Consider the following 26,677-nt stretch of genomic DNA (forward strand, 5'->3'; position numbering starts at 1 on the left):
CGTGTTGACGTATTATTTCTTTTTGGCAAATGCATTGTCTAAATAGTCTTCAAACGCATAGTAGTTGATGCGTTCATATAACTCTTTACGCGTTTGCATCATATCGATCACATTTTTTTGTGTGCCTTCTTTGCGCAAGGTTTCATACACTGTTTCTGCAGCTTTGTTCATCGCACGGAAAGCAGACAGTGGGTAAAGCGCGAGGCTGACATCAGCAGAGGCCAATTCTTCAGTGGTAAAGAGTGGCGTAGAACCGAACTCGGTGATATTCGCCAGAATTGGAACGCCAGTGGTCTGAGCAAACTGCTTATACATTGCAAGCTCGGTGATGGCTTCCGGGAAGAGCATGTCTGCACCGGCTTCAATATAGGCGCCAGCACGGTCAATCGCGGCCTGCAAGCCTTCAACCGCCAAGGCATCGGTACGTGCCATAATCACAAAGCTGTCGTCAGTACGGGCATCTACTGCGGCTTTAATACGATCGACCATTTCTTCTTGAGTCACAATGGCTTTGTTTGGACGGTGGCCGCAACGTTTGGCACCGACCTGATCTTCAATATGCATGGCGCCTGCACCAAACTTGATTAAAGATTTCACGGTACGTGCGATGTTAAATGCTGAAGCACCAAAACCCGTGTCAGCATCAACCAATAATGGAAGATCACATACATCAGTAATACGGCGTACATCGGTCAACACATCATCCAGGTTACTGATCCCTAAATCCGGTAAACCTAAAGAACCCGCTGCTACACCACCACCGGATAAGTAAATCGCTTTGTAACCAGCACGTTTGGCTAAAAGTGCATGATTGGCATTGATGGTTCCAACCACTTGTAATGGTTTTTCCTGGGCCACGGCATCGCGAAATAGCTGACCTGCGGATTGATTAGACATTGTTTATTCTCCTTGTGCTTGTAGCAGAGCCTGCTCAATAATTTTGTAAGACGCATTGATATGTCGAAGCATTAGCAGTTCGGCGAGTTCACCATCACCTTCTGCAATTGCATCCAAGATACGAATATGTTCATCGAACGCTTTATGCGGACGATCTGGTGTGTTGGAAAACTGAATTCGGTACATACGGATGAGGTGATACAACTCATCACACAGCATTTTTTCTAAGGTTTTATTGCCACTGCTTTTGATAATGCAGTAATGAAAGTCGTCTTGGCCTTCTTGCAGGTAATAGCCCTTGCCTGCTTTAAAATTTTCATCTTCCGCATGCACACGCAAGACATCACGCAGCGCCAGAATCTGCTTTTTATCAATATGCTGTGCAGCAAGCTTGCAGGCTAGACCCTCCAAGGAAGCACGAATCTGATATAGCTCTTTAAACTGTTGCAATGACAGTGAAACCACACGTGCACCCACATGAGCCGTCCGATCAACCAGCTTTTGTCCTTCCAGACGGTGGATCGCTTCACGTAACGGGCCTCGGCTAATGCCATAGGTTCGCGCTAGCTCAGGTTCAGATATTTTGCTTCCTGCCGGAATTTGACCTAAAACGATGGCTGTCTGTATTTGTTTGAATACATGGTCGGTTAGCGTTCTACCCTGACTTTCAGACAGCTCTGTTTTAAAGCTCACATCTTGCATATTGTTGACAATCTTTGATGGTTTATCGATTTTATAGCCATATTCCGGCATTAAATCAATTTTATTGTTAACAATAATAAATAGTCTTTAGTCTAATATTTGTAATTATTTTTTATATTCAATAACTTAGTTATTAAAAACTGAAGACTGAAATAAGCAGTTAGAGTTCATACGCTTTTTCATTAAAAAATGCTGTAAAAAGAAAATCCGCCAAGTGCAAACTTTTTTCCCATACAGATCAACAGGTAAGGATTTAGATAGAGAGATGAAGTTTAGGAAAGCATTCCCTCTTTTAATTGAGTTAAAATCATTCATCTGATTTGCAATTCTTTTTATTACCACTCGTGAATCTTCAGCAAAAATTAAATCGACCTTTGCAGTTTATCCAGACAGCTTTAGCCTTAATGTGGATTTATCAGGGGCTTGTTCCCAAACTGTTACTACGTTCGCCTTCTGAACTTCAAATCTGGCAATTCGTTGGTTTTGATTTAGCGAGCGCGCAAATTGGAGTCATGGTGTCTGGCGTATTGGAAATTTTATTTGGCTGTGTATTCTTGATGTGGAGGAAAGCGATTCTTCCACATCAGCTTAATATTCTCGGGTTGGGCACCCTCTTGTTGTTGGTGATGGTTGTGGATCCCTTACAGTTAACCAATGCTTTCAACCCGGTCATCATGAATGTTGCCATGATGGTGTTGTCAATCGTGGCGATCCAGCTTTTACAAAGAATTAAAAATCGCCATTCAGCTTAAGATTTTCAAAAAGTTCACAATAAAATTATGAAATTACTTATTCAATCTTTGTTTATAGAACCGCACATGCAAAGAGAATTTGGGAAATGCTGAGTTTTTATGGCAATTCACTAAATAAATCAAAAATGACTTTTCTCAGCCACTGGTTACTGCTTTGGTGATGGCAAGAGGTATGCCAATACTGACGAACCGGATAGGTTGGGAAATCTAACGGTGCCTGTAATATTTTCAGATTACCCCGTGAAAGTAAAACCTCACTGAGATAATAAGGAATTGTTGCAATCGCATCGGTTTCTTGTACCACCAGACCGACGCCGAGATAACTCGGTAAAGTCATCAGGATATTACGTTTCAGTCCCCTTTTGATCAGTTCATTTTCAATATGGTAATGACCGATACTGGTATCCACATCGACATGAGACTCTTGAATGTAGGTTTCAATATCCAGATATTCGGACTGAATCCGCGGATGATCCTTACGGCTAATCACGACATAATATTGAGAAAAGAGTTGCTGCTGGTAAAAACCCTGCTCGAATTCAGGTAAAAATCCCACCGCCAGATCAATCTCACCATTTGACATCTGATAGCTGGTTTCCCGGCTGATCGGACGCACTTTCAAACGAATAGACGGCGCATGCTGTTTGAGGTATTTGGTAAGCTTCGGTAGTAAAACCAGATGCGAAACATCGGTCATCGCGATGGTAAACAGCTGCTCTGAATGACTCGGATCAAAATCCACCTTGAAATTATTGACGATTTCCAGTTTACCAATGATCTCACTGATGGGTGAAAACAACTGTTTGGCCAACTCAGTAGGCACCATTTCATTGCCGACCCGCAAAAACAGCGGGTCATTAAAATGCGTTCTGATTTTATTTAGACAGTTACTCACCGCCGGCTGACTCATCCCCAAAGTTTCAGCCGCTGCCGAGACATTCTTATATTTGTAAATATAATAAAAAATCTCAAGGAGTTTACTGTCTAGTTTAAACATCGCAATCATTCCCTAATTACAATATGTTTGATGCAAAGTTCACGATACAAGCCAAGATAATGGGCTTGTATCCATAAGAATGTTGGGTCAAGGCCAAGGAATGAACTGGTCTTTCTAACTCCTCTTATTTAAACATAATTCCATTGTTTATGGAGCAAGTTTCAAGCGTTGATTGCGGTAATCTGGCTATTTCCAGTATTTCAGTTTCGAGGTTTGGCCAATCCCGACATTGAAACTGTTGGTGGGATCAAGTTTCTGGTAATGCTGCTTGAGCGCGGGTTTAGCCACATATAAATGTCCTACATTATGCTCAGCCGGATATTCTGCACCCCGATCATCCAGCAAATGCCACATCTGATGTTCCATTTCCAAAGGGTCTACCCCTTTTTTCACGATATAGTCTTGATGGAACACATGACAGAGGAAATGACCATAATACAGTTTGTGAATGATCTGCTGGTTCATCTCAGGCGGTAGACACTCCACCCACTGGCGGTCATTACGGCGTAGCGCAATGTCCAAAGCCACGATATCTTCCACTTCACCGCGGTGGGTATCACGATAACGAATCGCTGCGCCAGCCACCGCAAAGCGGTGCAAAAAGGCCTTGCGTCCTTCATCTTCACTGCACAGGAAGTGTTGACCCGTCGGATGCTGCTTAAAATAACTCGCCAAGAACTGATTCACCTGCTCAACATCCTGATGTTCGATTCGCAGAATAAGGTGATGCTCATATAAATCCCGAAATTCATTCATGCGTTTCGGTAAATGGTTCGGTAGCAGTTTGGTGACAATTTGCAGAAGCTTGTCAGACAGGCCTTTCATGCCAAATTTTTCCAGGTAACCATCGACCTTGTCTTTCATGGCAAAGGCCGCGGGAACCCGTGCCGTACCGAATTTTTCAATAAACATGAAGGTGTCTTTGCCATATTCGGCACCAATGTCATAGGCTACACGATGGATATACTCTCCAGCGATCGGCAATCGTGGTAAATCGGCGAGCAAAAAACGGCGGATTTCAGTGAGATCATCCTGCGCGTTGGTACCAATGTAAAAGACCTGGCTCGGGATTTTTTCAAAAGTATCCAGACGCACGGCAAAGACACAGATTTTTCCAGCGGAACCGGATGCTTCATACAGACGTGATGGATCAGCATTAAAGCGGGCGGGTGTGTTGGCATCGACCTGTTTTACATCCTGGGCATAACGCTGATCGGATGCACAACAGTTGTGGTCAAAGCGGATATCCGTCGCCTGATACTGCTGCTGCTCCAATCTGGATAGAATCTCTTCTGGCGAATTGCCCAAATCAATACCGAGATGGTTGACCAGTTCAAGCTGTCCTTGATCATTCACCCGTGCATACAGTGCCAGTTCGGTATAGGCGGGACCACGACGGACCAGAGCGCCACCCGAGTTGTTGCACACGCCACCCAATACTGAAGCGCCGATACAGGATGAACCAATCACCGAATGCGGTTCACGCTGATACGGCGCCAGCTGTTTTTCCAGAGTATCGAGTGTTGCACCGGGCAAGCAGATCACCTGTCTGGCCTCATCAATCAGTTGAATGCCTGCCAACCGGCGTGTACTGATTAAAATCACCGGACGGTCGTAATCCTCCCCATACGGTGTTGAGCCACCGGTGAGGCCGGTATTGGCAGCCTGCATAATCACGATACAGTCCGCATCAACCGCCACCTGCAAGACCTGCCATTGTTCAAGTAAAGAACCCGGTGCAACCACGGCCAGTACCTTGCCTTCACCAAAACGACGTCCCTGACGGTACAGGCGTGTATCGGCATCCTCCGTCAGGACATGGGTTTTACCCACAATCTCTGTTAGCTGTTTTAAAACTTTTTGCTCATCAAATGCAGCGGGCGTTTGAGAATAGTCCTGCATGGCACTTCACTCCTAGTCTCGCAATTCACGATCAAGCTTGACCAGACAGTCGGAAGTAATGTCTGCAATGGTTTTCGCGCCGGTCAGGGTCATGGCCACACGCATTTCCTTATCGATCAGGTTCAGCAAGTTACTCACACCCTCACCACCCGCAGCACCCAAGGCATAGACAAAAGCGCGTCCCAGCATACAGGTGTCTGCACCCATCGCCAGCATACGCACCACGTCCAGACCATTACGGATACCGGAATCCACCAGAATTTTCAGATCACCTTTCACCGCATCGGCAATCGGGGGCAAGGCACGTGTCGTCGAAAGCACCCCATCCAGCTGACGACCGCCGTGATTGGAGACCACAATGCCATCGGCACCAAAACGTACTGCATCTTTGGCATCTTCAGGATCCAAAATACCTTTGATGACCATCGGGCCATCCCAGAATTCACGGATCCATTCCAGATCTTTCCATGAAATGGAGGGGTCAAAGTTGCTTCCCAACCAGCCAATATAATCTTCCAGCCCGGTCGGTTTACCCAGATATTTCGAGATATTGCCCAAGTCATGTGGACGCCCCATCAGCCCGACATTCCAGGCCCAGTGCGGGTGCATGCAGGACTGTAAATAACGGCGCATGGCGGCATTTGGACCACTCATGCCGGAATGGGCATCGCGGTAACGTGCACCCGGCACCGGCATATCCACGGTAAACACCAGGGTTGAACAACCCGCAGCTTTAGCACGCTCAAGGGCATTTTTCATAAAGCCGCGATCACGCAATACGTAGAGCTGAAACCACATCGGACGTTGAATAGCCGGCGCGACTTCTTCAATCGGGCAGACTGAAACCGTCGATAAAGTAAATGGAATACCTTTCTTGTCGGCAGCCACGGCAGCCTGTACCTCGCCACGGCGGGCATACATGCCGGTCAAACCGACCGGCGAAAGTGCGACCGGCATCGACAGAGTTTCATCAAATAACTTGGTTTCCAGACTTAATTCAGACATGTCATTGAGCACACGCTGTCTTAACGCGATTTTGGATAGATCTTCTACATTACGCTTCAGGGTATATTCGGCATAAGCACCGCCATCGATATAGTGAAACAAGAATGGGGGTAAACGGCGTTTTGCCGCTTCGCGATAGTCATTCGCAGAAGAAATAATCATGCTTATATCCTGTTTAATCGACTCGCACGCTGACGACGGGCATCTTCCTCATCAATCATACGTACTTGTTGAACGACAAATTCAATATGACCACAAACGGCTGCACGTGCCGCCTCCGGGTCCTGCTGTTCAATCGCCTCCATCACCTGCTGGTGCTGGTCACGCAATTGATCATAACGGTGTGCTTCCGAGTAGACTTTGCGTCGACCGAGAACCACGTTGTATTGCAACAGATCAAACAGCCCGCGCATCATCTGGATCAGCACCAGATTGTGCGAAGCCTCGGCAATCGCCAGATGAAATTTGGCATCGGCAATCGCGGCCTGATCATCATCACCCATCGACTGAAAATGCGAGATCTGTTGATAATAATGACGAATCTTGCTCACATCCTCCGGTGTCGCGCGTTGCGCGGCATACCAGGCAGTTCCACCTTCCAGAATGATACGGGCTTCCTGTACATCAAAACGGTAGGCTGGATCTTCATCAATCAGGTTGCTCAGCGGCTGTACAATCTGATGCTGCGACCAGTTGGTCGGCAATTGCTGTAAATAAGTTCCCGCTCCAACTTTACTGACCAGCATGCCCTGACTGGTCAATTGTTGAATGGCCTCACGTAAAGAAGAGCGGGAAACACCGAGTTGTTCAGCGAGTTTGCGTTCGGCAGGCAAACGGTCTCCGACCTGCATATTGCTTTGTTCAATTAACATGCGAAGGTTTTGTACTACTTTGTCGGAAACTTTCATCCTGCCGTCCTCAATTGCGTGTTATGGAATCATCCACGGGAACACATAAGCCTGTAAGGTAATCATAATACCCATCATAATCGTGAACGTTATACTGTGTTTAACAGTGAAACGGAACAGATCAGATTCTTTACCCACCAGACCCACCGCCGCACAGGCAATCGCAATTGACTGTGGAGAAATCATCTTGCCGGTGACACCACCACTGGTATTGGCTGCCACCAGAAGTACCTCCGGCACCCCAATCTGCTGAGCCGTGGTGGCTTGTAACGCGGCAAACAAGGCATTCGCGGATGTATCCGATCCGGTCAGGAATACCCCGATCCAGCCCAGAAATGGCGAGAAGAAGGTAAAAGCATCGCCAGTATGTGCCAAGGCTAGCGCCAAGGTCGCCGACATGCCTGAATAGTTTGCGATAAAGGCAAAAGCCAATACCATGCCGATGGAATAAATCGGGGTTTTTAACTCATTCAGGGTTTCACCGAAGGTTTTCACCGCCTCAAGCGGCTTCATTTTCAGGAAAATAATGGTGATGATCGCCGCAATAATGATCGCCGTACCGGTGGCAGAGAACCAGTCAAACTTATAGATCGCGTCATAATCTTTCACTTGTGGCACGACCGGTGGCATTTTCTGAACCAGTTGATGCAGATAAGGCACCTTGATCGCAATCACCATGTCATGCAGTGCTCCATCTTTGGCGAATAGATCTTTAAACGGCTTGATACTCCAGATGGTGACCATCACGGTTAAGATCATGAATGGAGACCAGGCTTTGGCAATTTGAGCCAAGCTATATTTGGTCTGCTTTTGCGCTGCAAGGTTGGCATCGACATTGGCATCTTGATCACTGAAGCGGAAGATGTGTTTTGGCTGCCAGAATTTAAACAGGATGGTTAAGCTCACTAGTGAAGCAATCGCGGCAGTAATATCTGGTAGTTCAGGCCCTACAAAGTTAGAGGTGAGATATTGTGCAATCGCGAAAGCACCACCACCGACCAGCACCGCAGGCCAGGTTTCTTTCACCCCACGCCAGCCATCCATGATCGCCATAATCCAGAACAAGACAATTGGCACCATAAACGGTAACTGACGGCCGACCATCTGGCTGATTTCCATGGTCTCCACACCGGACACCTGCCCCGCCACAATAATCGGAATCCCCATGGCACCAAAGGCCACCGGTGCGGTATTCACAATCAGGCATAGACCTGCTGCATACAGCGGTTTAAAGCCTAAACCAACCAACAATGCGGCGGTAATCGCCACCGGTGCACCAAAACCCGCCGCGCCTTCCAAAAATGTTCCGAAAGCAAAACCCACCAACAGCATTTGCAAACGTTGGTCTTCGGTAATCGATAAAATCGAGGAACGGATAATGTCAAACTGTCCGGTTTTTACCGAAATCTTGTAGAGAAATACCGCACCGATAATGATCCAGGCGATTGGCCATAGCCCATAAAAGAAGCCATAGATCAGGGAAGCAAAGGCCATCATGGATGGCATCTGGTAAGCAAAGAGTGAAACCAGTAAGGCCAGTACCACGGTAATCGTCCCTGCCACGCTGCCTTTTAAGCGAAAAACGGCCAGCGCCAGAAAGAAAAAGATAATCGGAATCAGGGCGACCAAACTGGAAATCCAGATATTGCCCATCGGATCATAAATCTGCTGCCAATGTTGAAGCATTGTCATCTCCTTGAAATGCTCACTAAGACGTTGATAGTGGTCTGCGCCTTCATAGAAATCGCAATTTTGGTCAGACCAATATAAGTTTTAATTTGAATTAAACTTGTTAAAAACGTTTTTATAGTAGGATTAGCCAAATAAAAGATCAATATTGGTCTGATTAATTTATTATTGGTCGTACCAATTATCAAGAAATTACTCATATAAAATCTTGCAGCAGTCGAAAAACCTTGAAAATTAATTCTTGTTTTTATTTGTTTTTTTCGCTGATCAATCTTCATAGATCGATAAACTACAACTTTAGTCGAATAAACCTCAGTATTCGATCTTTTCAGATCAACCTTTGTGAAATTAAGTCCTAAACATTCCTTCTAGCAATTGTGCTTATGTGAGTGAATTCTCATTTCGAGTGACTGGTTTTCTTCTTTTTATTTGAGTTTCATAAGCCGATCTGGATTTCAGCGTATACTTGGCACCCCCACAAATCGTGCCTTTGAATGGCACACTATCCTTTGTGGCTTCGACTGTTCGTTTGCTTGAGAATTACTATGCTCATCCGTTTTGCACTTAAACTCAGCCTGGCTACGCTGATTTGTCTCTCCGCTGAACTATTTGCAAATACGACGGTCAATCAGGCAACACTCAGCAGTTATGACTATGACAATGAGATTTTCCATCCGGTTCGGGCGCAAAATGGCATGGTGGCCTCCGAACATGCTATTGCCAGCCAGGTCGGTCTGGACATTCTGAAACGCGGTGGCAATGCAGTCGATGCCGCCGTTGCCGTTGGATTTGCCCTGGCAGTGGTCTTACCGCATGCCGGTAATCTGGGCGGTGGCGGTTTTCTGGTGCTGCATGATAGCCAGTCGGGTCAAAATATTGCGCTGGATTTTCGTGAAATGGCTCCGCGTCATGCGTCACGGAATATGTTTCTCGATGAAAATGGCAACATTATTGCCGGAAAATCGCTGTATTCACATGATGCCATTGGTGTACCTGGTACAGTCGCGGGTCTGGAATATGCCCTGAAAAAATGGGGCAGCCTGCCCCTCTCGGAAGTGATCGCCCCCGCAATTCAACTGGCAGAACATGGCATTCCGGTCAGCCATTCTTTGGCCAAAATGCTGAATGCAGCTCAAGAGAAATTAGGCAAATGGCCTAGTTCACGCGCTATTTTCTTTCAAGAGGATCGGCCTTTACGCTATGGCGAGCGTTTGGTTCAGCAGGATTTGGCGCATTCACTGCGTTTAATCAGTCAACAGGGTAGCCGCATGTTTTATCGCGGAGAAATTGGCGGAAAAATCATTGGACAAATCCAAGACCATCAGGGCATCATGCAAAAAAGTGATCTGCGCGCCTATAAAGTTGTCGAACGTCAGCCCATCATGGGCAATTATAAAGGCTATCAGATTGTCACCATGCCGCCGCCAAGTTCCGGCGGTGTACATCTGGTGCAGATGCTGAACATTCTGGAACAGTTTCCGCTACAGCAATGGGGAGCAAATAGTGCCCAGACCCTGCATTATCTGACCGAAAGCATGAAACTGGCCTATGCCGACCGGTCTCAATATCTGGGAGACCCTGATTTTGTGCATGTGCCTGTGAAGGGCCTCAGTTCAAAGCGCTATGCCCAGACTTTAGCGAAACGCATTTCAGCTGAACATGCCACACCATCGAGTCACATTCACCCGGCCAATCCTCTGCCTTATGAAAGTGACCAAACCACACATTATTCTGTGGTCGATCAACACGGCAATGCGGTTTCAGTGACTTATACCCTGAATTTTAATTTTGGCAGTGGCATTGTTGCGGCCGGTACCGGCATTTTACTCAACAATGAAATGGATGATTTTTCAGCCAAAAATGGTGAGCCAAATGCCTTTGGCCTGATTGGTGGAGATGCCAATGCGATTGTCCCCAGAAAACGTCCACTATCCTCAATGACCCCCACCATCGTGTTAAAAGACCAGAAAGCCTGGCTGGTCACCGGCAGTCCGGGAGGCTCCCGAATTATCAGTACCGTGCTACTAACCCTGATCAATACCATCGATTTTCAGATGAATCCGGCTGAAGCGGCGGCGGCACCACGGATTCATCACCAGTGGTTACCGGATGAAACTCGTGTAGAAAAAGGCATCAGTGCCGACACCCTCGAATTATTAAAACAAAAAGGTCATAAGATTGTGCAGAAGTCCACCATGGGCAGAACCCAGACCATCCAAATTCTGCCAGATGGCATCTATGGCTATTCTGATCCGCGTAATCCGGATGGAGCAACGGTCGGATATTAAGGCTGAACAGTAACAAACCTCATTGGTTTGTTCTGAGCCAAAAATATATTCACAGAAATTTGACTGCTCCCTTTCTAAGATGCAAACCTGCATAAAAAATGGAAGGGTTAGATCATCATGCGCTTTGGTTTAATTCTCGGTGATCAACTCAGTCATCAACTGGCGACTTTAAAACATCTGGACCGCAGTCAGGATGTGATTTTAATGGCCGAGGTGCTGGAAGAAGCGAGTTACGTGCCACACCATCCGCAAAAAATCGCGCTGATTTTTAGTGCCATGCGCCATTTTGCCAAGGAACTCAGAGCACAAGGCTGGAAAATCCGTTATCAGGTCTTTAACCGAGAAAGTCCTATCCAAAGCCTGCTGGATTTTGTCCAGCATCAACAGCAACGCTATGCCGCTGATGCCTTGCTGATCACCCAGAGCGGAGAATACCGTTTACAACAACAGATCGAACAGCACTGGAGCAAGACTTTAGGCATTCCGGTGCACTGCCTAGAAGATGATCGTTTCTTTTGCAGCTTGCAACAATTCCGAATTTGGGCCAGCAAATATAAAAGCCTGCGCATGGAATACTTTTACCGTGAGATGCGCAAGCAGAGCGGCTATCTGATGCAGGATGGCCAGCCGATCGGAGGAAAATGGAACTATGATAGTGAAAATCGCAAACGCTGGTCGGGTCAACCCGCTCTCCCACCATCACTGACCTTTATACAAGACCAGATTGATCGTGACGTGATGAAGCTGGTCAAGACAGAATTTGCCCATCATCCGGGGCAGATCGAAACCTTTCGTTGGGCCACCACGCGTGAACAGGCGTTGCAGGCACTGGCGCATTTTATTCAACATGCTTTACCTTCTTTTGGTGATCATCAGGATGCCATGGTTTACGGTGAGGATGATCTGTTCCATAGTCGCCTTTCGCCTTATCTGAATTGTGGTCTGCTCACCCCACGTGAAGTCTGTGATGCTGCTGAGACAGCGTATTTGCAGGGGCATGCACCGTTAAATGCGGTTGAAGGTTTTATCCGGCAAATTTTAGGTTGGCGTGAATATGTGCGTGGCATTTACTGGCTGAAAATGCCGGAATACGCCCAGCTCAACGCTTTACAGTCTTTGCGGCCTTTGCCTGGCTATTATTGGACTGGAAAAACCAAAATGGCCTGCATGGCAGAGGCTATACGCAATACCTTGCAGCATGCCTATGCTCACCATATCCAGCGGCTGATGGTGACAGGTAATTTTGCCTTGCTCAGTGGATTGGATCCCGAAGAAGTCTGTCAATGGTATCTGTCTGTGTATGCCGATGCTTATGAATGGGTCGAGCTACCGAATACTTTAGGCATGGTGCTCTATGCTGATGCAGGCTTGATGGCCAGTAAACCTTATGCTGCTTCTGGCAATTACATTCATAAAATGTCGGATTATTGCCGACATTGTCATTACAATGTGAAGACAAAGACAGCACAAGACAGTTGTCCTTTTAACAGCTTGTACTGGCATTTTCTGAACCCCCATGCCGCACAACTGAATTCAAATCCGCGCATGCGCATGATTTACCAAGGTTTCGAGCGAATGCCACCCGAGGAAAAACAGGCCATTTTGCAGCATGCCGAACAGCTTTTAGCAAATATTGAAGATTTATAGGCGACCACATTGCTTCCGGCATAAAAATGCCACCCAAAAAGGTGGCATATGATCTATTCTTTACCCATACGGTGCGCTAGGCTTTCACCGCCATAAAACCCTGATAGTTCATCACCTGCATATACGGCTGCACCCGATCAAATCCGGCTTCACTAAGCTGCGCAGCATATTCTGCTGAAGAGACCAGCGCAAAATCATCTTCCAGACGTTCCAGCATTTTGCTGGTTTGTGCACTGGTTAAACCATTATGCTGACACAGTAACTGCAAGGCACGTAACTGGTCTTGATGCTCTACCTCAGTCAGATCATAGGTCATCAGCAGCGCATTTTTTTTCAGAGTTTTGGCAATATCCTGAAAAAATTTCGGCTTTTCTTGATGCGGAACAAAATGTGCGACCAGAATGGCAATCGCGGCGTCAAACTGCATGCCTTCGTGTAGCACGGAGGTATCGCCATGCAGAAAACGCACATGCTTCAGTTCATGCTGTTTGGCGATATCGTGTTTGGCTTTTTCCAGCATAGTGAGCGAAGGATCAATCGCAGTGAAACGCCAGCAAGGATGCTTTTGCAGCAAATACTGCAATTCATAACCGGTCCCACAGCCCACCACTAAAATATGCGGATGCATTTTATCTTCAAGGCGACTTTCCAAAATCGCGTTGACCTGCTGGTGAATCAGTTCATAGCCTGGGATCAGTTTACGGATATGCTCATCATAGCTGTCCACCACTTTAGGATTCACAAAATCTTTTGCCATTTTTTATTGCTCTATTGCCTAGATATTTTTAGATAAGTGATTAAAAAATAATATCTTGTATCTAAGCCATGGCGTCAACAGCAAGCTGAGAAATGGTCGTTCTAGCTTTTTCTACTTGCAATCCTAATTTTTTGAATAATTGCTGGTCCTGGCCTGCACCACTATTCGGTGTGGTCAGAAGCTTTTCACCCGAAAACAGCGAATTGGCACCGGCCATAAATGCCAGGGCCTGATCTGAATCACTCAATGATTCACGCCCAGCAGAGAGGCGGATATAACTTTGTGGCATCAGGATGCGTGCCACTGCAATGGTGCGGATCCATTCTGTAACATCGAGTTTCTCTACCTCGGCCAGTGGTGTACCTTCAATCGGCACCAACATGTTAATCGGCACAGATTCCGGATGAATCGGCAGTGTGGCTAGTTCATGTAACAGACCAATGCGGTCCTGACGGTTTTCACCCAAGCCGACAATGCCGCCACTACAAACTTTCAGTCCAGCCTGACGCACATGATCTAAAGTATTGAGGCGGTCATCAAAACTGCGGGTACTGATGATATGAGAATAATACTCACGCGAAGTATCCAGATTATGGTTGTAATAATCCAGTCCGGCATCTTTCAGGCGTTCCGCCTGTGACGCATTCAACATGCCCAAAGTCATACAGGTTTCCAGTCCGAGGGCTTTGACTTCTTTCACCATTTCCAGCACATACGGCATATCGCGTTCATGCGGATTACGCCAGGCTGCACCCATACAAAAGCGTGATGAACCGGAAGCTTTGGCGGCCAGGGCTTCCTGAATGACTTTTTCTACCGCAATGCGTTTTTCAGCTTCTAGCTTGGAATCATAATGCGCAGATTGCGAACAGTACTTGCAATCTTCCGGGCATTTTCCGGTTTTAATAGAAAGCAAGGTGCTGACCTGAATCTGATTCGGCTGGAAATGTTCTCGATGCACCTGTTGTGCCTGAAACAGCAGATCCAGAAAAGGCTGTTCATAAAGCTGTTGGATTTCTTCACGTGTCCAGTCGTTACGTGTTCCGTTATTTTGGCGCTGCATATTCATTCCTTGAATCTCTATTGTTATCTATACTTGGACTCCCCCTTTATTCCCCGTAGCGGTGACTACAGAAATAAAGGGATCGTTCAAGAACGCTGGAGGCTGAGTTATGCCACCTCTTCCAGGTTCAGTTCCTTGCGCATCAATTCACGTAACTTGAATTTTTGTGCCTTGCCGGAAGTGGTCATTGGAAACTCGGTAAAGAAGCGTACATAACGTGGTACCTTATTGTGTGAGATATGCTCGGCACAATAACGGCGGATGCTTTCTTCAGTGCAGTTATGATGTTCATGCAAGATAATGCAGGCACAGAGTTCTTCTCCATAACGTGCATCTGGTACACCGATGACCTGTACATCACTGACATCCGGATGGGTATAGAGGAAATCTTCAATTTCTTTCGGGAACAGGTTTTCACCGCCACGAATCACAATATCCTTGATCCGGCCCTTGATTTTGACAAAACCCTGTTCATCCATTTCGGCGATATCACCGGTATGCATCCATTTCGCCACGTCGATAACTTCTTTGGTTTTGTCTTCGTCTTCCCAGTAACCCAGCATCACCGAATAGCCACGTACACAGAGTTCACCGAGTGTGCCACGTGGCACCACTTTACCCTGCTCATCCACAATCTTGATTTCCAGATGCGGATGCACGCGTCCGACCGTACCGACACGACATTCTACTGAATCATCGATATGTGTCTGTGCACTCACTGGCGCGGTTTCAGTCATGCCATAGCAGATAGTAATTTCTGACATATGCATGCGTTCCATCACGCGTTGCATGATTTCACGTGGGCATGGGCTACCGGCCATAATACCGGTACGCAAGCTGGACAGATCGAACTCGTCAAAGCGTTCCTGCTCCAAAATGGCAATAAACATGGTCGGAACGCCATAGGCCGCCGTACATTTTTCTTGCTGAATAGTTTTCAGGGTTTCCAGCGGATTAAACACTGCCGCCGGATAAACCATGGTGGAACCATGCGTCAAACAGGCCAGGTTGCCCATCACCATACCAAAGCAATGGAATAGCGGCACAGAAATACAGACACGATCCTGTGGGCTAAGATGAATGGCTTCACCGACAAAATAACCATTATTCAAAATGTTATTGTGGGTGAGCATGGTACCTTTCGGGTTGCCCGTGGTGCCGGAAGTGAACTGGATATTGATGGTTTCATCAAATTGTAGTTCATTGGCAATACTGGCCAGCTCATCAAGCTGCTTCTGGTTTGGGGTGACCAGCAGGTCATCAAAGCGATGGATACCTGGATGTTCCTGCTGGTCAATCTTGATCACATGTTTGAGATGCGGAAGGCGTTCTGAAAACAGTACTTTATTAGCTGCATGTGGCAACTCGGGTGCCAGTTTGGTCAGAATCGCCTGGTAATCGGTGCTTTTAAATTGCGAATCAATGACCAGTCCTTTACACGACACTTTGTTCAGCACATATTCCAGCTCATTGCTTTTATAAGCAGGATTTAAGTTGACCAAAATAATACCGGCTTTGAAAGCCGCAAACTGGGTAATTGTCCATTCCACACAATTGGGAGACCAAATCGCCAGACGGTCTCCTTTACGTAGTCCTAATTTGAGCAGACTACAAGCAAAGGCATTCACCTGTGCCTGCAACTCCTGATAGGTCAAACGCTTATTCTGGTGCACACTGACCACTGCATCGTTTTGCGCGTACTGCTGACAAGCCTGATCGAACTTCTCACCAATGGTCATACCCAATAAAGGCTGACTGCTTGCACCGTAGGCGTAACTTAAGCGTAATTGTGTCATTGAATCACTCTCCTTGATTCTTTGTAATTCTGTTTTTTTACTGCACTTTAATTTTTTTGTTGTCGTGACTATCTTCCAAACAGTCGCAAATCCCTTTTGTGCTGGTTAAATCGAATTTTCCTCCTGTACGCTGACTGCATTTACACAAAAATCGGCGATCTGTTTTACAAAATAATCCCTGTAAGACGGATCAAACATGACATTACGAGAAGGATTCAAAGGTTCAATCACCACAAAAGTCATGGCACCGACCACGCATAAAGCTGCGGTGTTTAAATCCTCAAATCCGAACTCACCGGTCACTTTCCCTTCGGCAAGAATCTCTTTAATGCTCTGCTTAATGATCTGCTTACTACGAAAACGCTCATGCTCAATTGCCGGATCAACTGGCTCGAACATGAGTGAATACGATAGTTGAGGGCTATTCAATGCACGTTTCACAAACGCCGTTACTGCCTTGTGCAATTTTTGTTTCGGTGCCAGCGGCCCCGTCGCGATGGCATTAATAATCTGCACCTCGAGGGTAATCGCATCCGATAACACTTCAATCAGCACTTGGCTTTTGTTTTCAAAGTAACGGTATACCAAACCACTGGAGACACCAGCACGTTCAGCAATCGCTTGGATCTGTGCATCCTTGAATCCTCCTTGAGCAATCAATTCACGCGCAGACTGCAAAATAGCTTTGCGATTCTGCTCCATTCTTTCTTGCATCAATGACGATCGTTTATAGCTGCTCATAGCTTATTCTCAACTAGCTAAAATGAATTGTAAATCATTTTGTGAATTTTAGTTCACTTTTTCAAAAAAAATATGTATTGTAAAAATCAAGCACAACAAAAATGCTTATGGACAACAAATATAACCCCCAGGATGAATCAAGAAATGAATCTAAAAAGCTTAAATTTCGGTCTCGATGAAACATTAATCGCGCTTCGTGATTCGGTTTCTGCTTTCTGCGCAAAGGAAATTGCACCGATCGCCCGCCAAGTGGATCATGACAACCTGTTCCCGGCTCACCTCTGGAAAAAATTTGGCGACATGGGATTACTCGGTATGACCGTCAGCGAAGAGTATGGCGGCACCAACCTTGGTTATTTGGCCCATATTATTGTGATGCAGGAAATTTCCCGTGCATCTGCTGCGATTGCCTTGTCTTACGGTGCGCATTCTAACCTATGTGTGAACCAAATTAACCGAAATGGTAATGAAGAACAGAAACAACGTTTCCTGCCGAAACTGGTTTCTGGTGAATACGTGGGTGCACTTGCGATGTCTGAACCGAATGCCGGTTCAGATGTGGTCAGCATGAAACTGCGTGCCGAGCAAAAAGGCGACAAATTTATCCTCAATGGCTCAAAAATGTGGATCACCAATGGTGGTGATGCCGATGTGCTGGTGGTGTATGCCAAAACCGACATCAATGCGGGTCCGAAAGGCATTACCGCGTTCCTGATTGAAAAAGACATGCCGGGCTTTAGTCATGGTTCACACCTCGACAAACTTGGCATGCGTGGTTCGAATACCTATCCCCTGTTCTTCGATAATGTTGAAGTGCCAATGGAAAATGTCCTTGGTGGCATCGGCAATGGCGTTAAAGTCCTGATGAGTGGCCTGGATTATGAACGTGCCGTATTAAGTGCAGGTCCACTGGGCATCATGGATGCCTGTATGGATGAAGTGATTCCGTACATTCACGACCGCAAACAGTTTGGTCAAGCCCTCGGTGAATTCCAGTTAATGCAAGGCAAGATTGCCGACATGTACTCGACCTGGTTGGCCTGTAAAGCTTTGGTTTATGCGGTGGGTGCAGCCTGTGACCAGGTCGATCATGACCGTGGTCTGCGTAAAGATGCGGCCAGTGCCATCTTGTATGCAGCTGAAAAAGCTACCTGGATGGCAGGTGAAGCGATTCAGACCTTGGGCGGTAATGGGTATATCAATGAATACAATACCGGCCGTCTCTGGCGTGATGCCAAACTGTACGAAATTGGCGCCGGTACTTCCGAGATTCGTCGTATGCTGATTGGCCGTGAAATTTTCAATGAAACTGCTTAATTCCAGATAACAACGAACATAACAAGGAAGTTTCTCTATGAATCAATTACAAAGCAAAATCAATATTCGAAGCGAAGACTTCAAAACCAACCAGCAGGCCATGCAGATGCTGGTGGATGACCTGAAAAATGTCGCGCAGAAAGTCGCTTTAGGTGGTGGCGAAGTCGCGCGTGAAAAACATCTGGCACGTGGCAAACTGTTACCGCGTGAGCGTATTGATCATTTGATCGACCCAGGCACGGCATTTCTGGAAATTGGTCAGCTGGCGGCTTATAAAGTGTATCAGGATGATGTGCCTGCTGCTGGCGTAATTGCCGGCGTGGGTCAGGTGCATGGCATCACCTGCATGATCGTAGCCAATGATGCTACGGTCAAAGGCGGTACTTACTATCCAATGACCGTGAAAAAACATTTACGTGCGCAGGAAATTGCCGAACAAAACCATCTGCCATGTATTTATCTGGTCGATTCAGGCGGTGCTTACCTGCCGCTGCAGGATGAAGTGTTCCCGGATCGTGATCATTTCGGCCGCATTTTCTACAATCAGGCGCGCATGTCAAGCCAGGGCATCGCCCAGATCGCCGTGGTGATGGGCAGCTGTACCGCGGGTGGCGCTTATGTACCTGCCATGTCGGACGAAACCATTATTGTGCGCAATCAGGGCACCATTTTCCTCGGTGGCCCGCCTTTGGTAAAAGCCGCGACCGGTGAAGTGGTCAGCAGTGAAGATCTCGGTGGTGGTGATGTGCACACCCGTCTCTCCGGTGTAGCGGATTATCTGGCGGAAAATGACCAGCATGCGATTGCGATTGCGCGTAATGTGGTGGCCAATCTGAATAAGAAACGTCAGCAGCTGGATGAAAACATCGAAGCACCACTCTACGATGCCAAAGAATTGTATGGTGTGGTGCCAAGCGATGCCCGTAAACCGTTTGATGTACGTGAAGTGATTGCACGCATTGTGGATGGTTCACGTTTTGACGAATTCAAGGCACGCTTTGGCTCAACCCTAGTGACTGGCTTTGCCTCTTTATATGGCATGCCGGTGGGGATTATTGCCAACAATGGCATCCTGTTTGCGGAATCGGCACTAAAAGGCGCGCATTTTATTGAACTGTGTACCCAGCGCAATATTCCATTGCTGTTCATTCAGAACATTACCGGCTTTATGGTTGGTCGTCAGTATGAAAATGAAGGCATTGCCAAGCATGGTGCCAAACTGGTGATGGCCGTCGCTAATGCTAATGTGCCAAAGCTGACCCTGATCATTGGTGGTTCGTTTGGTGCCGGAAACTATGGCATGTGCGGTCGCGCCTACTCGCCACGTTTCTTGTGGACCTGGCCAAACTCGCGTATTTCGGTGATGGGGGGCGAACAGGCGGCGAGCGTACTGTCCACCTTAAAACGCGATCAGATCGAACAGCGCGGTGAAAGCTGGTCAGCAGAACAGGAAGACCAGTTTAAACAACCGTTCCGTGACCAGTTTGAAAAACAAGGCCATCCGTATTATGCCTCTGCCCGCCTGTGGGATGACGGCGTGATCGACCCGGCACAAACCCGTCAGGTACTCGGTTTAAGTCTGGCAGCAGCCTTGAATGCGCCAATCCAGCCAACCAAATTCGGCGTGTTCCGCATGTAAGAGGTGCAAGATGAGCTATCAATTTTTACAACTCGAACAGCGCGACCAAGTGGTCTATGTCTGGCTGAACCGTCCGGAACTGCACAATGCCTTCAATACTCAGGTGATTGAAGAACTGTATGACTGTTTTACCCAGTTGAATGAGCGTGAGGATGTGCGTGTGGTGATTCTGGCGGGTCGTGGTAAAAGTTTCTCTGCTGGCGCTGATCTAAACTGGATGAAACAAGCCGGCCAAGCCTCACAGGCAGAAAATGAAGCGGATGCCTTGAAACTGGCCAATATGCTGCATAGTTTGGCGACCCTGAAACAACCAACCATCGCCCGCGTACAAGGCATCGCGTTTGGTGGGGGCATGGGCTTGGCATCTGCCTGTGATATCTGTATCGCCAGCACCGATGCCAAATTTGCCACTTCCGAGGTACGTTTAGGTTTGGCGCCTTCAACCATCAGCCCGTATGTAATTCGTGCCATTGGTGCCCGTCAGGCATCGCGTTACTTCCTGACTGCGGAACACATTTCAGCACAACAGGCGCTGAATATCGGTTTAGCCCACGAAATCGCAGCAGCGGAAGAACTGGATCTAAAAGTTGATGAAATGGTACAAGCTCTCCTGCTGGGTGGTCCGGATGCTCAGGCGGCCTCGAAACAGCTGATTCAATTGGTCGATCAGAAAGCGCTGACGCCAGAACTGCGGTTACAGACAGCACAGCATATTGCCCATGTACGCCAAGGATCTGAGGCGAAAGATGGCTTGAATGCCTTTTTAAACAAACACAGCCCGGCGTGGATTCGCCCATCGGCATAACAACAATAAGGAATAAGGATATGTTTGAGAAAATTTTAATTGCCAACCGTGGTGAAATCGCCTGCCGTGTCATCCGTACCGCGAAAAAGCTCGGCATTGCTACGGTGGCCGTCTATTCTGATGCCGATGCGCAATCACAACATGTCAAACTGGCCGATGAAGCCGTGCATATTGGACAGGCACCGGCTGCACAAAGTTACCTGCAAATGGAGCGCATCATTCAGGCCGCACTGGATACCGGTGCCCAAGCGATCCATCCGGGTTACGGCTTTCTGTCTGAAAATGACCAGTTCGCTTTGGCTTGTGAAAAGAACAACATTGTCTTTATTGGCCCACCTGTAGAAGCCATTTTGGCGATGGGCCTGAAAGCCACCTCCAAAGCCTTGATGGAAAAAGCCGGTGTACCTTTAACACCCGGCTATCACGGGGAAAATCAGGATACCGCTTTCCTGAAAGAACAGGCAGATCGTATCGGCTATCCGGTACTGATCAAAGCCAGTGCCGGTGGTGGTGGTAAAGGCATGCGTCTGGTGGAACGTGCTGAAGATTTTCTCAGTTCCCTGTCCTCTTGTAAGAGTGAAGCAAAATCCAGCTTTGGTAATGATGACGTATTAATTGAACGTTATGTGATTCAGCCACGCCATATTGAAGTACAGGTGTTTGGCGACATCCACGGCAACTATGTGCATCTGTTTGAACGTGATTGTTCTGTGCAGCGCCGTCACCAGAAAGTGCTGGAAGAAGCCCCTGCACCACAAATGCCCGCGCATAAACTAGACGCCATGCGTCAGGCCGCGATTGATGCTGCGCGTGCGGTGAATTATGTCGGTGCCGGTACGGTCGAATTTATTGTCGAGCAAGATGGCACTGCTTATTTCATGGAAATGAATACCCGCTTGCAAGTCGAGCATCCAGTGACTGAAATGATCACTGGTGAGGATTTGGTAGAGTGGCAATTGCGTGTGGCCTTTGGTGAACCACTACCAAAACAGCAGGATGAATTGCAAATTCACGGCCATGCTATTGAAGCACGTGTTTATGCCGAAGAACCGGAAAAAGGTTTCTTGCCTGCGATTGGCAAAATCAGTTATCTGCACTATCCGGCTCAGAATGCTGCGGTACGTGTCGATAGCGGCATTGTCGAAGGTGATGAAATCAGCACCTATTATGACCCGATGATTGCCAAGCTGATTGTCTGGGGCAAAAACCGTGAAGCTGCACTGGTTCAGATGCACCATGCGCTAGGCCAGTTCCATGTCGAAGGTTTGGGCAATAACATTGCGTTTCTGGATCGTCTGGTGCTTTGCGATTCATTCAAGCAAGCCAAATTGGATACCAATCTGATCCAGCGTGAACATGATTTCCTGTTCCAGAGCGAACAGCAGCTGGATGCCAAACTGGTGGTGTCTGCGGCGTTTATCGAACTGTTAACCCTGCTTGAGAAAAATACCCAGCAAGTTTCCGCGGTCTGGCAAGCACAGCCGTTATGGCGCCTGAATATTCGCAGCCAGTACAGCATCGAGCTGAAATATGGCACTGAACTGCTGAAGGTACAGTTCACCGCTGAAGAACACGGGTTTACTGCCCAGTATCAGGAAAAGACCTATCGTGTTGCAGGCGAGTTGCTGGATCAAAATACCGCACATGTCCATCTGGATGTGCAGCAGCAGAAACTGGCCTTCAGCCAGCAGCAACAGCGCATTACCCTGTTCCAATCCGGTCAGAGCTACAAGTTTGACTATATCGATCCAGACTACGCGCAGGAAGACAGCAGCGCTGCCGACAGCAACCTGAAAGCGCCAATGCCGGGCGTGATTACCCAGGTGCTATTTGCGCCAAACGCCCAAGTGAAAAAAGATGAAGTCTTGATGACCCTGGAAGCGATGAAAATCGAATACTCGATTCGTGCACCGAGTGACGGCATCATCGCTTCTTCTTACTTCCAGGCCGGTGACCAGGTCAAAGCCGGTGATGAACTGGTGGAATTCCAGCCTTTTGAGGAGGCGGTGGCATGAGTGAATTTGTCAAAATTGTCGAAGTCGGGCCACGTGATGGCCTGCAAAATGAAAAACAGCCGTTGACCATCGGCCAGCGCCGTGACCTGATTCTGGACTTGATGAAAACCGGTCTGCGTTCCATTGAAGTCGGCTCCTGTGTCTCTGCAAAATGGGTACCACAGATGGCACACAGTGACGAACTGTATGCCATGCTGCCGAAAGATCCAGAGATCAGCTTTAGCCTGCTCACACCGAATATCAAGGGATTTGAAGCAGCCAAGGCTGTTGGCTGTCAGGAAGTTGCAGTATTTACCGCAGCTTCCGAAAGCTTTACCCGGAAAAACATCAACTGTTCGATTGCGGAAAGTTTTGACAAGTTTGCCGATGTGTTACAGGAAGCCAAAGCCAGCAATATCCGCGTACGTGGCTATGTGTCCTGTATTGTCGACTGCCCTTATGAAGGTGCGATCGATCCTCGTCAGGTTGCACAGGTGGTGAAAAAACTCTATGAGATGGGCTGCTCTGAAGTCTCTCTCGGAGAAACCATTGGCACAGCCACCCCAGACCGGGTGAAAAAGGTCTGGCAGGCTTGTCTGGCTGAACTCGATGCGTCTGTGTTGGCCGGACATTTCCATAATACCTATGGCATGGCCATCGCCAACATTTATGAATCCTTGCAGCATGGCATCCGAGTGTTTGATTCCTCGATTGCCGGCCTGGGTGGTTGTCCATACGCCAAAGGCGCATCAGGCAATGTGTCTACCGAAGACCTGTATTACCTGCTCTCACATATGGGCTTTTCAACCGGACTGAATCTTGATGCGCTGATGCAGGCCAGCCAGAACATTAGCCAGATCCTGCAACGTGACAATCCGTCGAATTATGCGAACGTATACTGGCAAACCCGCTGTGCCTAAGCCTGATGGCTCGCTGATCAGCTCAGCTGACTCAGCAGCCGTCATAAAACATGACCAGCCTCCTGATGGAACGACAGAATAAATAGAGAGAACAGCATGTCCAATAAAGTATTTAAAAGTGCAGCCGATGCACTGCAAGACATTGTGAAAGATGGCCAAACCCTCGCCGTGGGAGGATTTGGACTCTGCGGTATTCCTGAAGCCCTGATTGCCGCCTTAAAAGACACCGGCGTCAAACAACTGACCTGTATTTCCAACAATGCCGGTGTCGATGGTTTTGGATTGGGACTGTTGCTGGAAACCAAACAGATCAAAAAAATGATCTCGTCTTATGTCGGTGAGAACAAAGAGTTTGAACGTCAATATTTAAGTGGCGAACTTGAAGTCGAACTGACACCACAAGGCACCTTGGCAGAAAAACTGCGTGCCGGCGGTGCGGGCATCCCGGCCTTTTTTACCCAAACCGGTGTAGGCACATTGATTGCCGAAGGCAAAGAAGTGCGTGAATTCGACGGCAAAGAATACATTCTGGAAAATTCTCTGACCGCTGATGTGGCATTGGTCAAAGCTTATAAAGCCGACAAGGCGGGCAATCTAGTGTTCCGTAAAACCGCACAGAATTTTAACCCGATGTGCGCGATGGCCGGCAAAGTCACGGTGGCCGAAGTCGAGCAGCTGGTCGAAATTGGTGAACTGGATCCGGATGAAATCCATTTACCGGGCATTTATGTCAATCGCATTATCGTGAATGCGCATCCTGAAAAACGTATCGAACAAATGACTTTAAAAGCGGAGGTTGTGTAATTATGGCTTGGACTCGTAATGAAATGGCGCAACGTGCCGCACAAGAACTGCAAGACGGTTTCTATGTCAATCTGGGCATTGGCCTGCCAACGCTGGTCGCGAACTATATCCCGGAAAATATCAATGTCTGGTTGCAGTCTGAAAATGGACTGCTCGGTATTGGCGAGTTCCCGACTGCGGAAACCGTGGATGCTGACCTGATCAATGCCGGCAAACAAACTGTGACGGCACGCCCGGGCGCTGCATTTTTTTCCAGTGCTGAGTCCTTCGCCATGATTCGTGGTGGCCATGTCAATATTGCTATTTTGGGTGCAATGGAAGTCTCTGAAACCGGTGATCTGGCCAACTGGATGATTCCGGGTAAAAAGGTCAAAGGCATGGGTGGCGCGATGGATCTGGTGGCTGGCGTGCAAAAAGTGGTGGTACTGATGGAGCACTGTGCCAAAGACGGTACACCAAAGATCGTCCCGCAATGCAGCCTGCCACTCACGGGTAAGGCTGTAGTGAATCGAATCATTACCGACTTGGGTGTGATGGATATTACGCCTCAAGGTGTGGAGCTGATTGAGCTGGCGGATGGTGTCAGCTTTGAACAGATTCAGCAGGTGACTGGCGTACCATTGATCAATAAATGTCATGTACAGCAAGCACATGCACAGGCTGTCTGTGTTTAAATGATTGCTGTAACAAAACATTATAAAATGCTGGAAAGTCATCTTCAGATGGCTTTTTACAGCACAACAAACAACTAAAATAATTAGGGACAGAAAATGCAGAATATTGTGATCGTTGCCGGTAGCCGTACCCCGATGGGCGGTTTTCAAGGCAGTTTATCCGACCTAACCGCCCCTGAATTGGGTGCAGTGGTGATCCGTGAAACTGTCAAACGTGCAGGTGTAGCACCTGAACAGGTCGATGAAGTGATTATGGGCTGTGTTTTACCTGCCGGCCTGAAGCAGGGCCCGGCACGCCAGGCCATGCGCCAGGCGGGTTTGCCAGATTCTACTGGGGCCGTCACCATCAACAAACTCTGCGGTTCTGCCATGAAAGCGGTGTTGCAGGCATCGGATGCCCTCAAAGCCGGCAGTGCCAAAATCGTCGTAGCCGGTGGCATGGAATCCATGAGCAATGTCCCTTACCTGTTGCCAAAAGCACGCGGTGGCTACCGCATGGGACATGGTGACATCAAGGATCATATGTTCCTCGATGGCTTGGAGGATGCAGAAACCGGCCGTCTGATGGGCAGCTTCGCGCAGGATGCAGCTAATCAGAAAGGTTTTAGCCGTGAACAGATGGACAATTTTGCCATCAATTCGCTGAAAAAAGCCCAAACCGCCATTACCGAAGGCTATTTTATTGATGAAATCGCACCGGTTGAAATTCAGGGACGCAAAGGCACCGAAATAGTCAGTCAAGACGAACAGCCCCTAAAGGCCAATCTGGACAAGATTGCCACCCTGCGCCCTGCTTTTGCTAAAGATGGTACGATTACCGCGGCAAACTCGAGTTCAATTTCGGATGGTGCTGCCGCCTTATTACTTACCACTGAACAGCATGCACAGCAGATGGGCTTGCCGGTTCTAGCTAAAATTGTCGCGACTTCTTGCCATTCCCAGCATCCAAGCGAATTTACCATTGCACCGATTGGGGCAATTAAAAAAGTGTTAAATCGAGCTGGCTGGCTGGTCGAGGAAGTCGATTTGTGGGAAATCAATGAAGCTTTCGCTATGGTGGCGATGGCTCCGATCCATGATTTGGGTATTGATGAAGCCAAAGTTAATATTCACGGCGGCGCTTGTGCCCTCGGTCATCCGATTGGCGCCACGGGAGCACGGATTATTCTGTCTTTGATTTATGCCCTAAAACGTCTTGGAAAAACCAAAGGAGTTGCCACCTTGTGTATAGGCGGTGGTGAAGCAACTGCGGTGGCGATTGAAATATAGTCTGGATTAGACAGCGATTGCTTTGGGTAAAACCGTGATCGACTCACGGTTTTTTTTATTGGCTTTAGTTCACTAATATTGCCATTTTCAACTCACATACTTTTATGAACG

22 protein-coding genes are annotated in these 26,677 nt (G+C 47.7%); 11 read left to right on the forward strand and 11 right to left on the reverse strand.

Annotated elements, in window-relative coordinates:
• Window positions 1–12 precede the first annotated feature (12 nt).
• Both prpB and PGW99_RS05620 read right to left on the reverse strand, forming a co-directional pair.
• A complete protein-coding gene (gene prpB, locus PGW99_RS05615) occupies window positions 13–897 on the reverse strand; it encodes a methylisocitrate lyase (RefSeq protein ID WP_273779234.1) in 885 nt (294 codons plus the stop codon).
• A gap of 3 nt (window positions 898–900) precedes the next feature.
• A complete protein-coding gene (locus tag PGW99_RS05620; RefSeq protein WP_273779235.1) occupies window positions 901–1,599 on the reverse strand; it encodes a GntR family transcriptional regulator in 699 nt (232 codons plus the stop codon).
• Between the two features lie 344 nt (window positions 1,600–1,943).
• Here PGW99_RS05620 and PGW99_RS05625 point away from each other — a divergent pair, with 344 nt between their 5' ends.
• Window positions 1,944–2,351: a DoxX-like family protein gene (locus PGW99_RS05625; protein WP_443098212.1), complete on the forward strand. Its 408-nt coding sequence runs from the start codon at window positions 1,944–1,946 to the stop codon at window positions 2,349–2,351.
• 97 nt (window positions 2,352–2,448) lie between these two features.
• On the opposite strand, the gene PGW99_RS05630 is transcribed toward PGW99_RS05625, so the two are convergent.
• The 5 genes from PGW99_RS05630 to lldP form a co-directional block, all read right to left on the reverse strand.
• Window positions 2,449–3,348 (reverse strand): LysR family transcriptional regulator, encoded by a 900-nt coding sequence (locus tag PGW99_RS05630; protein WP_273779236.1) that lies wholly within the window; start codon window positions 3,346–3,348, stop codon window positions 2,449–2,451.
• Between the two features lie 186 nt (window positions 3,349–3,534).
• Window positions 3,535–5,250 carry a D-lactate dehydrogenase gene (gene dld / locus PGW99_RS05635; RefSeq protein WP_273779237.1) on the reverse strand — a complete coding sequence of 572 codons (1,716 nt, stop codon included), beginning with the start codon at window positions 5,248–5,250 and terminating at the stop codon, window positions 3,535–3,537.
• 12 nt (window positions 5,251–5,262) lie between these two features.
• Entirely contained in the window at window positions 5,263–6,417 is a 1,155-nt protein-coding gene (gene lldD, locus PGW99_RS05640; protein ID WP_273779238.1) for an FMN-dependent L-lactate dehydrogenase LldD, read from the reverse strand.
• A gap of 2 nt (window positions 6,418–6,419) precedes the next feature.
• Window positions 6,420–7,163 carry a transcriptional regulator LldR gene (lldR, locus tag PGW99_RS05645; RefSeq protein ID WP_273779239.1) on the reverse strand — a complete coding sequence of 248 codons (744 nt, stop codon included), beginning with the start codon at window positions 7,161–7,163 and terminating at the stop codon, window positions 6,420–6,422.
• A gap of 21 nt (window positions 7,164–7,184) precedes the next feature.
• Window positions 7,185–8,855, reverse strand: coding sequence for an L-lactate permease (gene lldP / locus PGW99_RS05650; protein WP_273779240.1), 1,671 nt, complete (start codon window positions 8,853–8,855; stop codon window positions 7,185–7,187).
• A gap of 542 nt (window positions 8,856–9,397) precedes the next feature.
• On the opposite strand from lldP, the gene ggt reads away from it, so the two are divergent.
• Both ggt and PGW99_RS05660 read left to right on the forward strand, forming a co-directional pair.
• Complete coding sequence (ggt, locus tag PGW99_RS05655; protein WP_273779241.1) at window positions 9,398–11,140, forward strand: gamma-glutamyltransferase; 1,743 nt, start codon at window positions 9,398–9,400, stop codon at window positions 11,138–11,140.
• Between the two features lie 117 nt (window positions 11,141–11,257).
• On the forward strand, window positions 11,258–12,787 hold the full coding sequence (locus PGW99_RS05660) for a cryptochrome/photolyase family protein (protein ID WP_273779242.1): 1,530 nt from the start codon (window positions 11,258–11,260) through the stop codon (window positions 12,785–12,787).
• Between the two features lie 76 nt (window positions 12,788–12,863).
• Here PGW99_RS05660 and PGW99_RS05665 read toward each other — a convergent pair whose 3' ends face one another.
• The 4 genes from PGW99_RS05665 to PGW99_RS05680 form a co-directional block, all read right to left on the reverse strand.
• A complete protein-coding gene (locus tag PGW99_RS05665) occupies window positions 12,864–13,544 on the reverse strand; it encodes a class I SAM-dependent methyltransferase (RefSeq protein WP_273779243.1) in 681 nt (226 codons plus the stop codon).
• Window positions 13,545–13,605: 61 nt separating this feature from the next.
• A complete protein-coding gene (gene bioB / locus PGW99_RS05670) occupies window positions 13,606–14,607 on the reverse strand; it encodes a biotin synthase BioB (protein ID WP_273779244.1) in 1,002 nt (333 codons plus the stop codon).
• 107 nt (window positions 14,608–14,714) lie between these two features.
• Complete coding sequence (locus tag PGW99_RS05675; protein ID WP_273779246.1) at window positions 14,715–16,403, reverse strand: AMP-binding protein; 1,689 nt, start codon at window positions 16,401–16,403, stop codon at window positions 14,715–14,717.
• Between the two features lie 105 nt (window positions 16,404–16,508).
• A complete protein-coding gene (locus tag PGW99_RS05680) occupies window positions 16,509–17,144 on the reverse strand; it encodes a TetR/AcrR family transcriptional regulator (protein WP_273779247.1) in 636 nt (211 codons plus the stop codon).
• A 144-nt stretch (window positions 17,145–17,288) separates the two neighbouring features.
• On the opposite strand from PGW99_RS05680, the gene PGW99_RS05685 reads away from it, so the two are divergent.
• The 8 genes from PGW99_RS05685 to PGW99_RS05720 all read left to right on the forward strand — a co-directional run bounded on the left by PGW99_RS05685 (window position 17,289) and on the right by PGW99_RS05720 (window position 26,566).
• The gene (locus tag PGW99_RS05685; protein ID WP_273779248.1) at window positions 17,289–18,461 is read left to right on the forward strand and encodes an isovaleryl-CoA dehydrogenase; all 1,173 of its coding nucleotides are present in this window, start codon (window positions 17,289–17,291) and stop codon (window positions 18,459–18,461) included.
• A 37-nt stretch (window positions 18,462–18,498) separates the two neighbouring features.
• Window positions 18,499–20,100 carry a carboxyl transferase domain-containing protein gene (locus tag PGW99_RS05690; RefSeq protein WP_273779249.1) on the forward strand — a complete coding sequence of 534 codons (1,602 nt, stop codon included), beginning with the start codon at window positions 18,499–18,501 and terminating at the stop codon, window positions 20,098–20,100.
• A 10-nt stretch (window positions 20,101–20,110) separates the two neighbouring features.
• Complete coding sequence (locus tag PGW99_RS05695) at window positions 20,111–20,905, forward strand: enoyl-CoA hydratase/isomerase family protein (RefSeq protein WP_273779250.1); 795 nt, start codon at window positions 20,111–20,113, stop codon at window positions 20,903–20,905.
• 20 nt (window positions 20,906–20,925) lie between these two features.
• Window positions 20,926–22,920 (forward strand): acetyl/propionyl/methylcrotonyl-CoA carboxylase subunit alpha, encoded by a 1,995-nt coding sequence (locus PGW99_RS05700; protein ID WP_273779251.1) that lies wholly within the window; start codon window positions 20,926–20,928, stop codon window positions 22,918–22,920.
• On the forward strand, window positions 22,917–23,819 hold the full coding sequence (locus PGW99_RS05705) for a hydroxymethylglutaryl-CoA lyase (protein WP_273779252.1): 903 nt from the start codon (window positions 22,917–22,919) through the stop codon (window positions 23,817–23,819). The genes PGW99_RS05700 and PGW99_RS05705 overlap by 4 nt, the downstream gene beginning before the upstream one ends.
• A 96-nt stretch (window positions 23,820–23,915) precedes the next feature.
• Window positions 23,916–24,623, forward strand: a complete 708-nt coding sequence (locus PGW99_RS05710) for a CoA transferase subunit A (RefSeq protein ID WP_273779253.1) — start codon at window positions 23,916–23,918, stop codon at window positions 24,621–24,623.
• A gap of 2 nt (window positions 24,624–24,625) precedes the next feature.
• On the forward strand, window positions 24,626–25,297 hold the full coding sequence (locus PGW99_RS05715; RefSeq protein WP_273779255.1) for a CoA transferase subunit B: 672 nt from the start codon (window positions 24,626–24,628) through the stop codon (window positions 25,295–25,297).
• 96 nt (window positions 25,298–25,393) lie between these two features.
• Window positions 25,394–26,566: a thiolase family protein gene (locus PGW99_RS05720; protein WP_273779256.1), complete on the forward strand. Its 1,173-nt coding sequence runs from the start codon at window positions 25,394–25,396 to the stop codon at window positions 26,564–26,566.
• The last annotated feature ends 111 nt before the right edge of the window (window positions 26,567–26,677 follow it).

The organism is Acinetobacter sp. GSS19, assembly GCF_028621895.1.
Taxonomy (GTDB): Bacteria; Pseudomonadota; Gammaproteobacteria; order Pseudomonadales; family Moraxellaceae; genus Acinetobacter.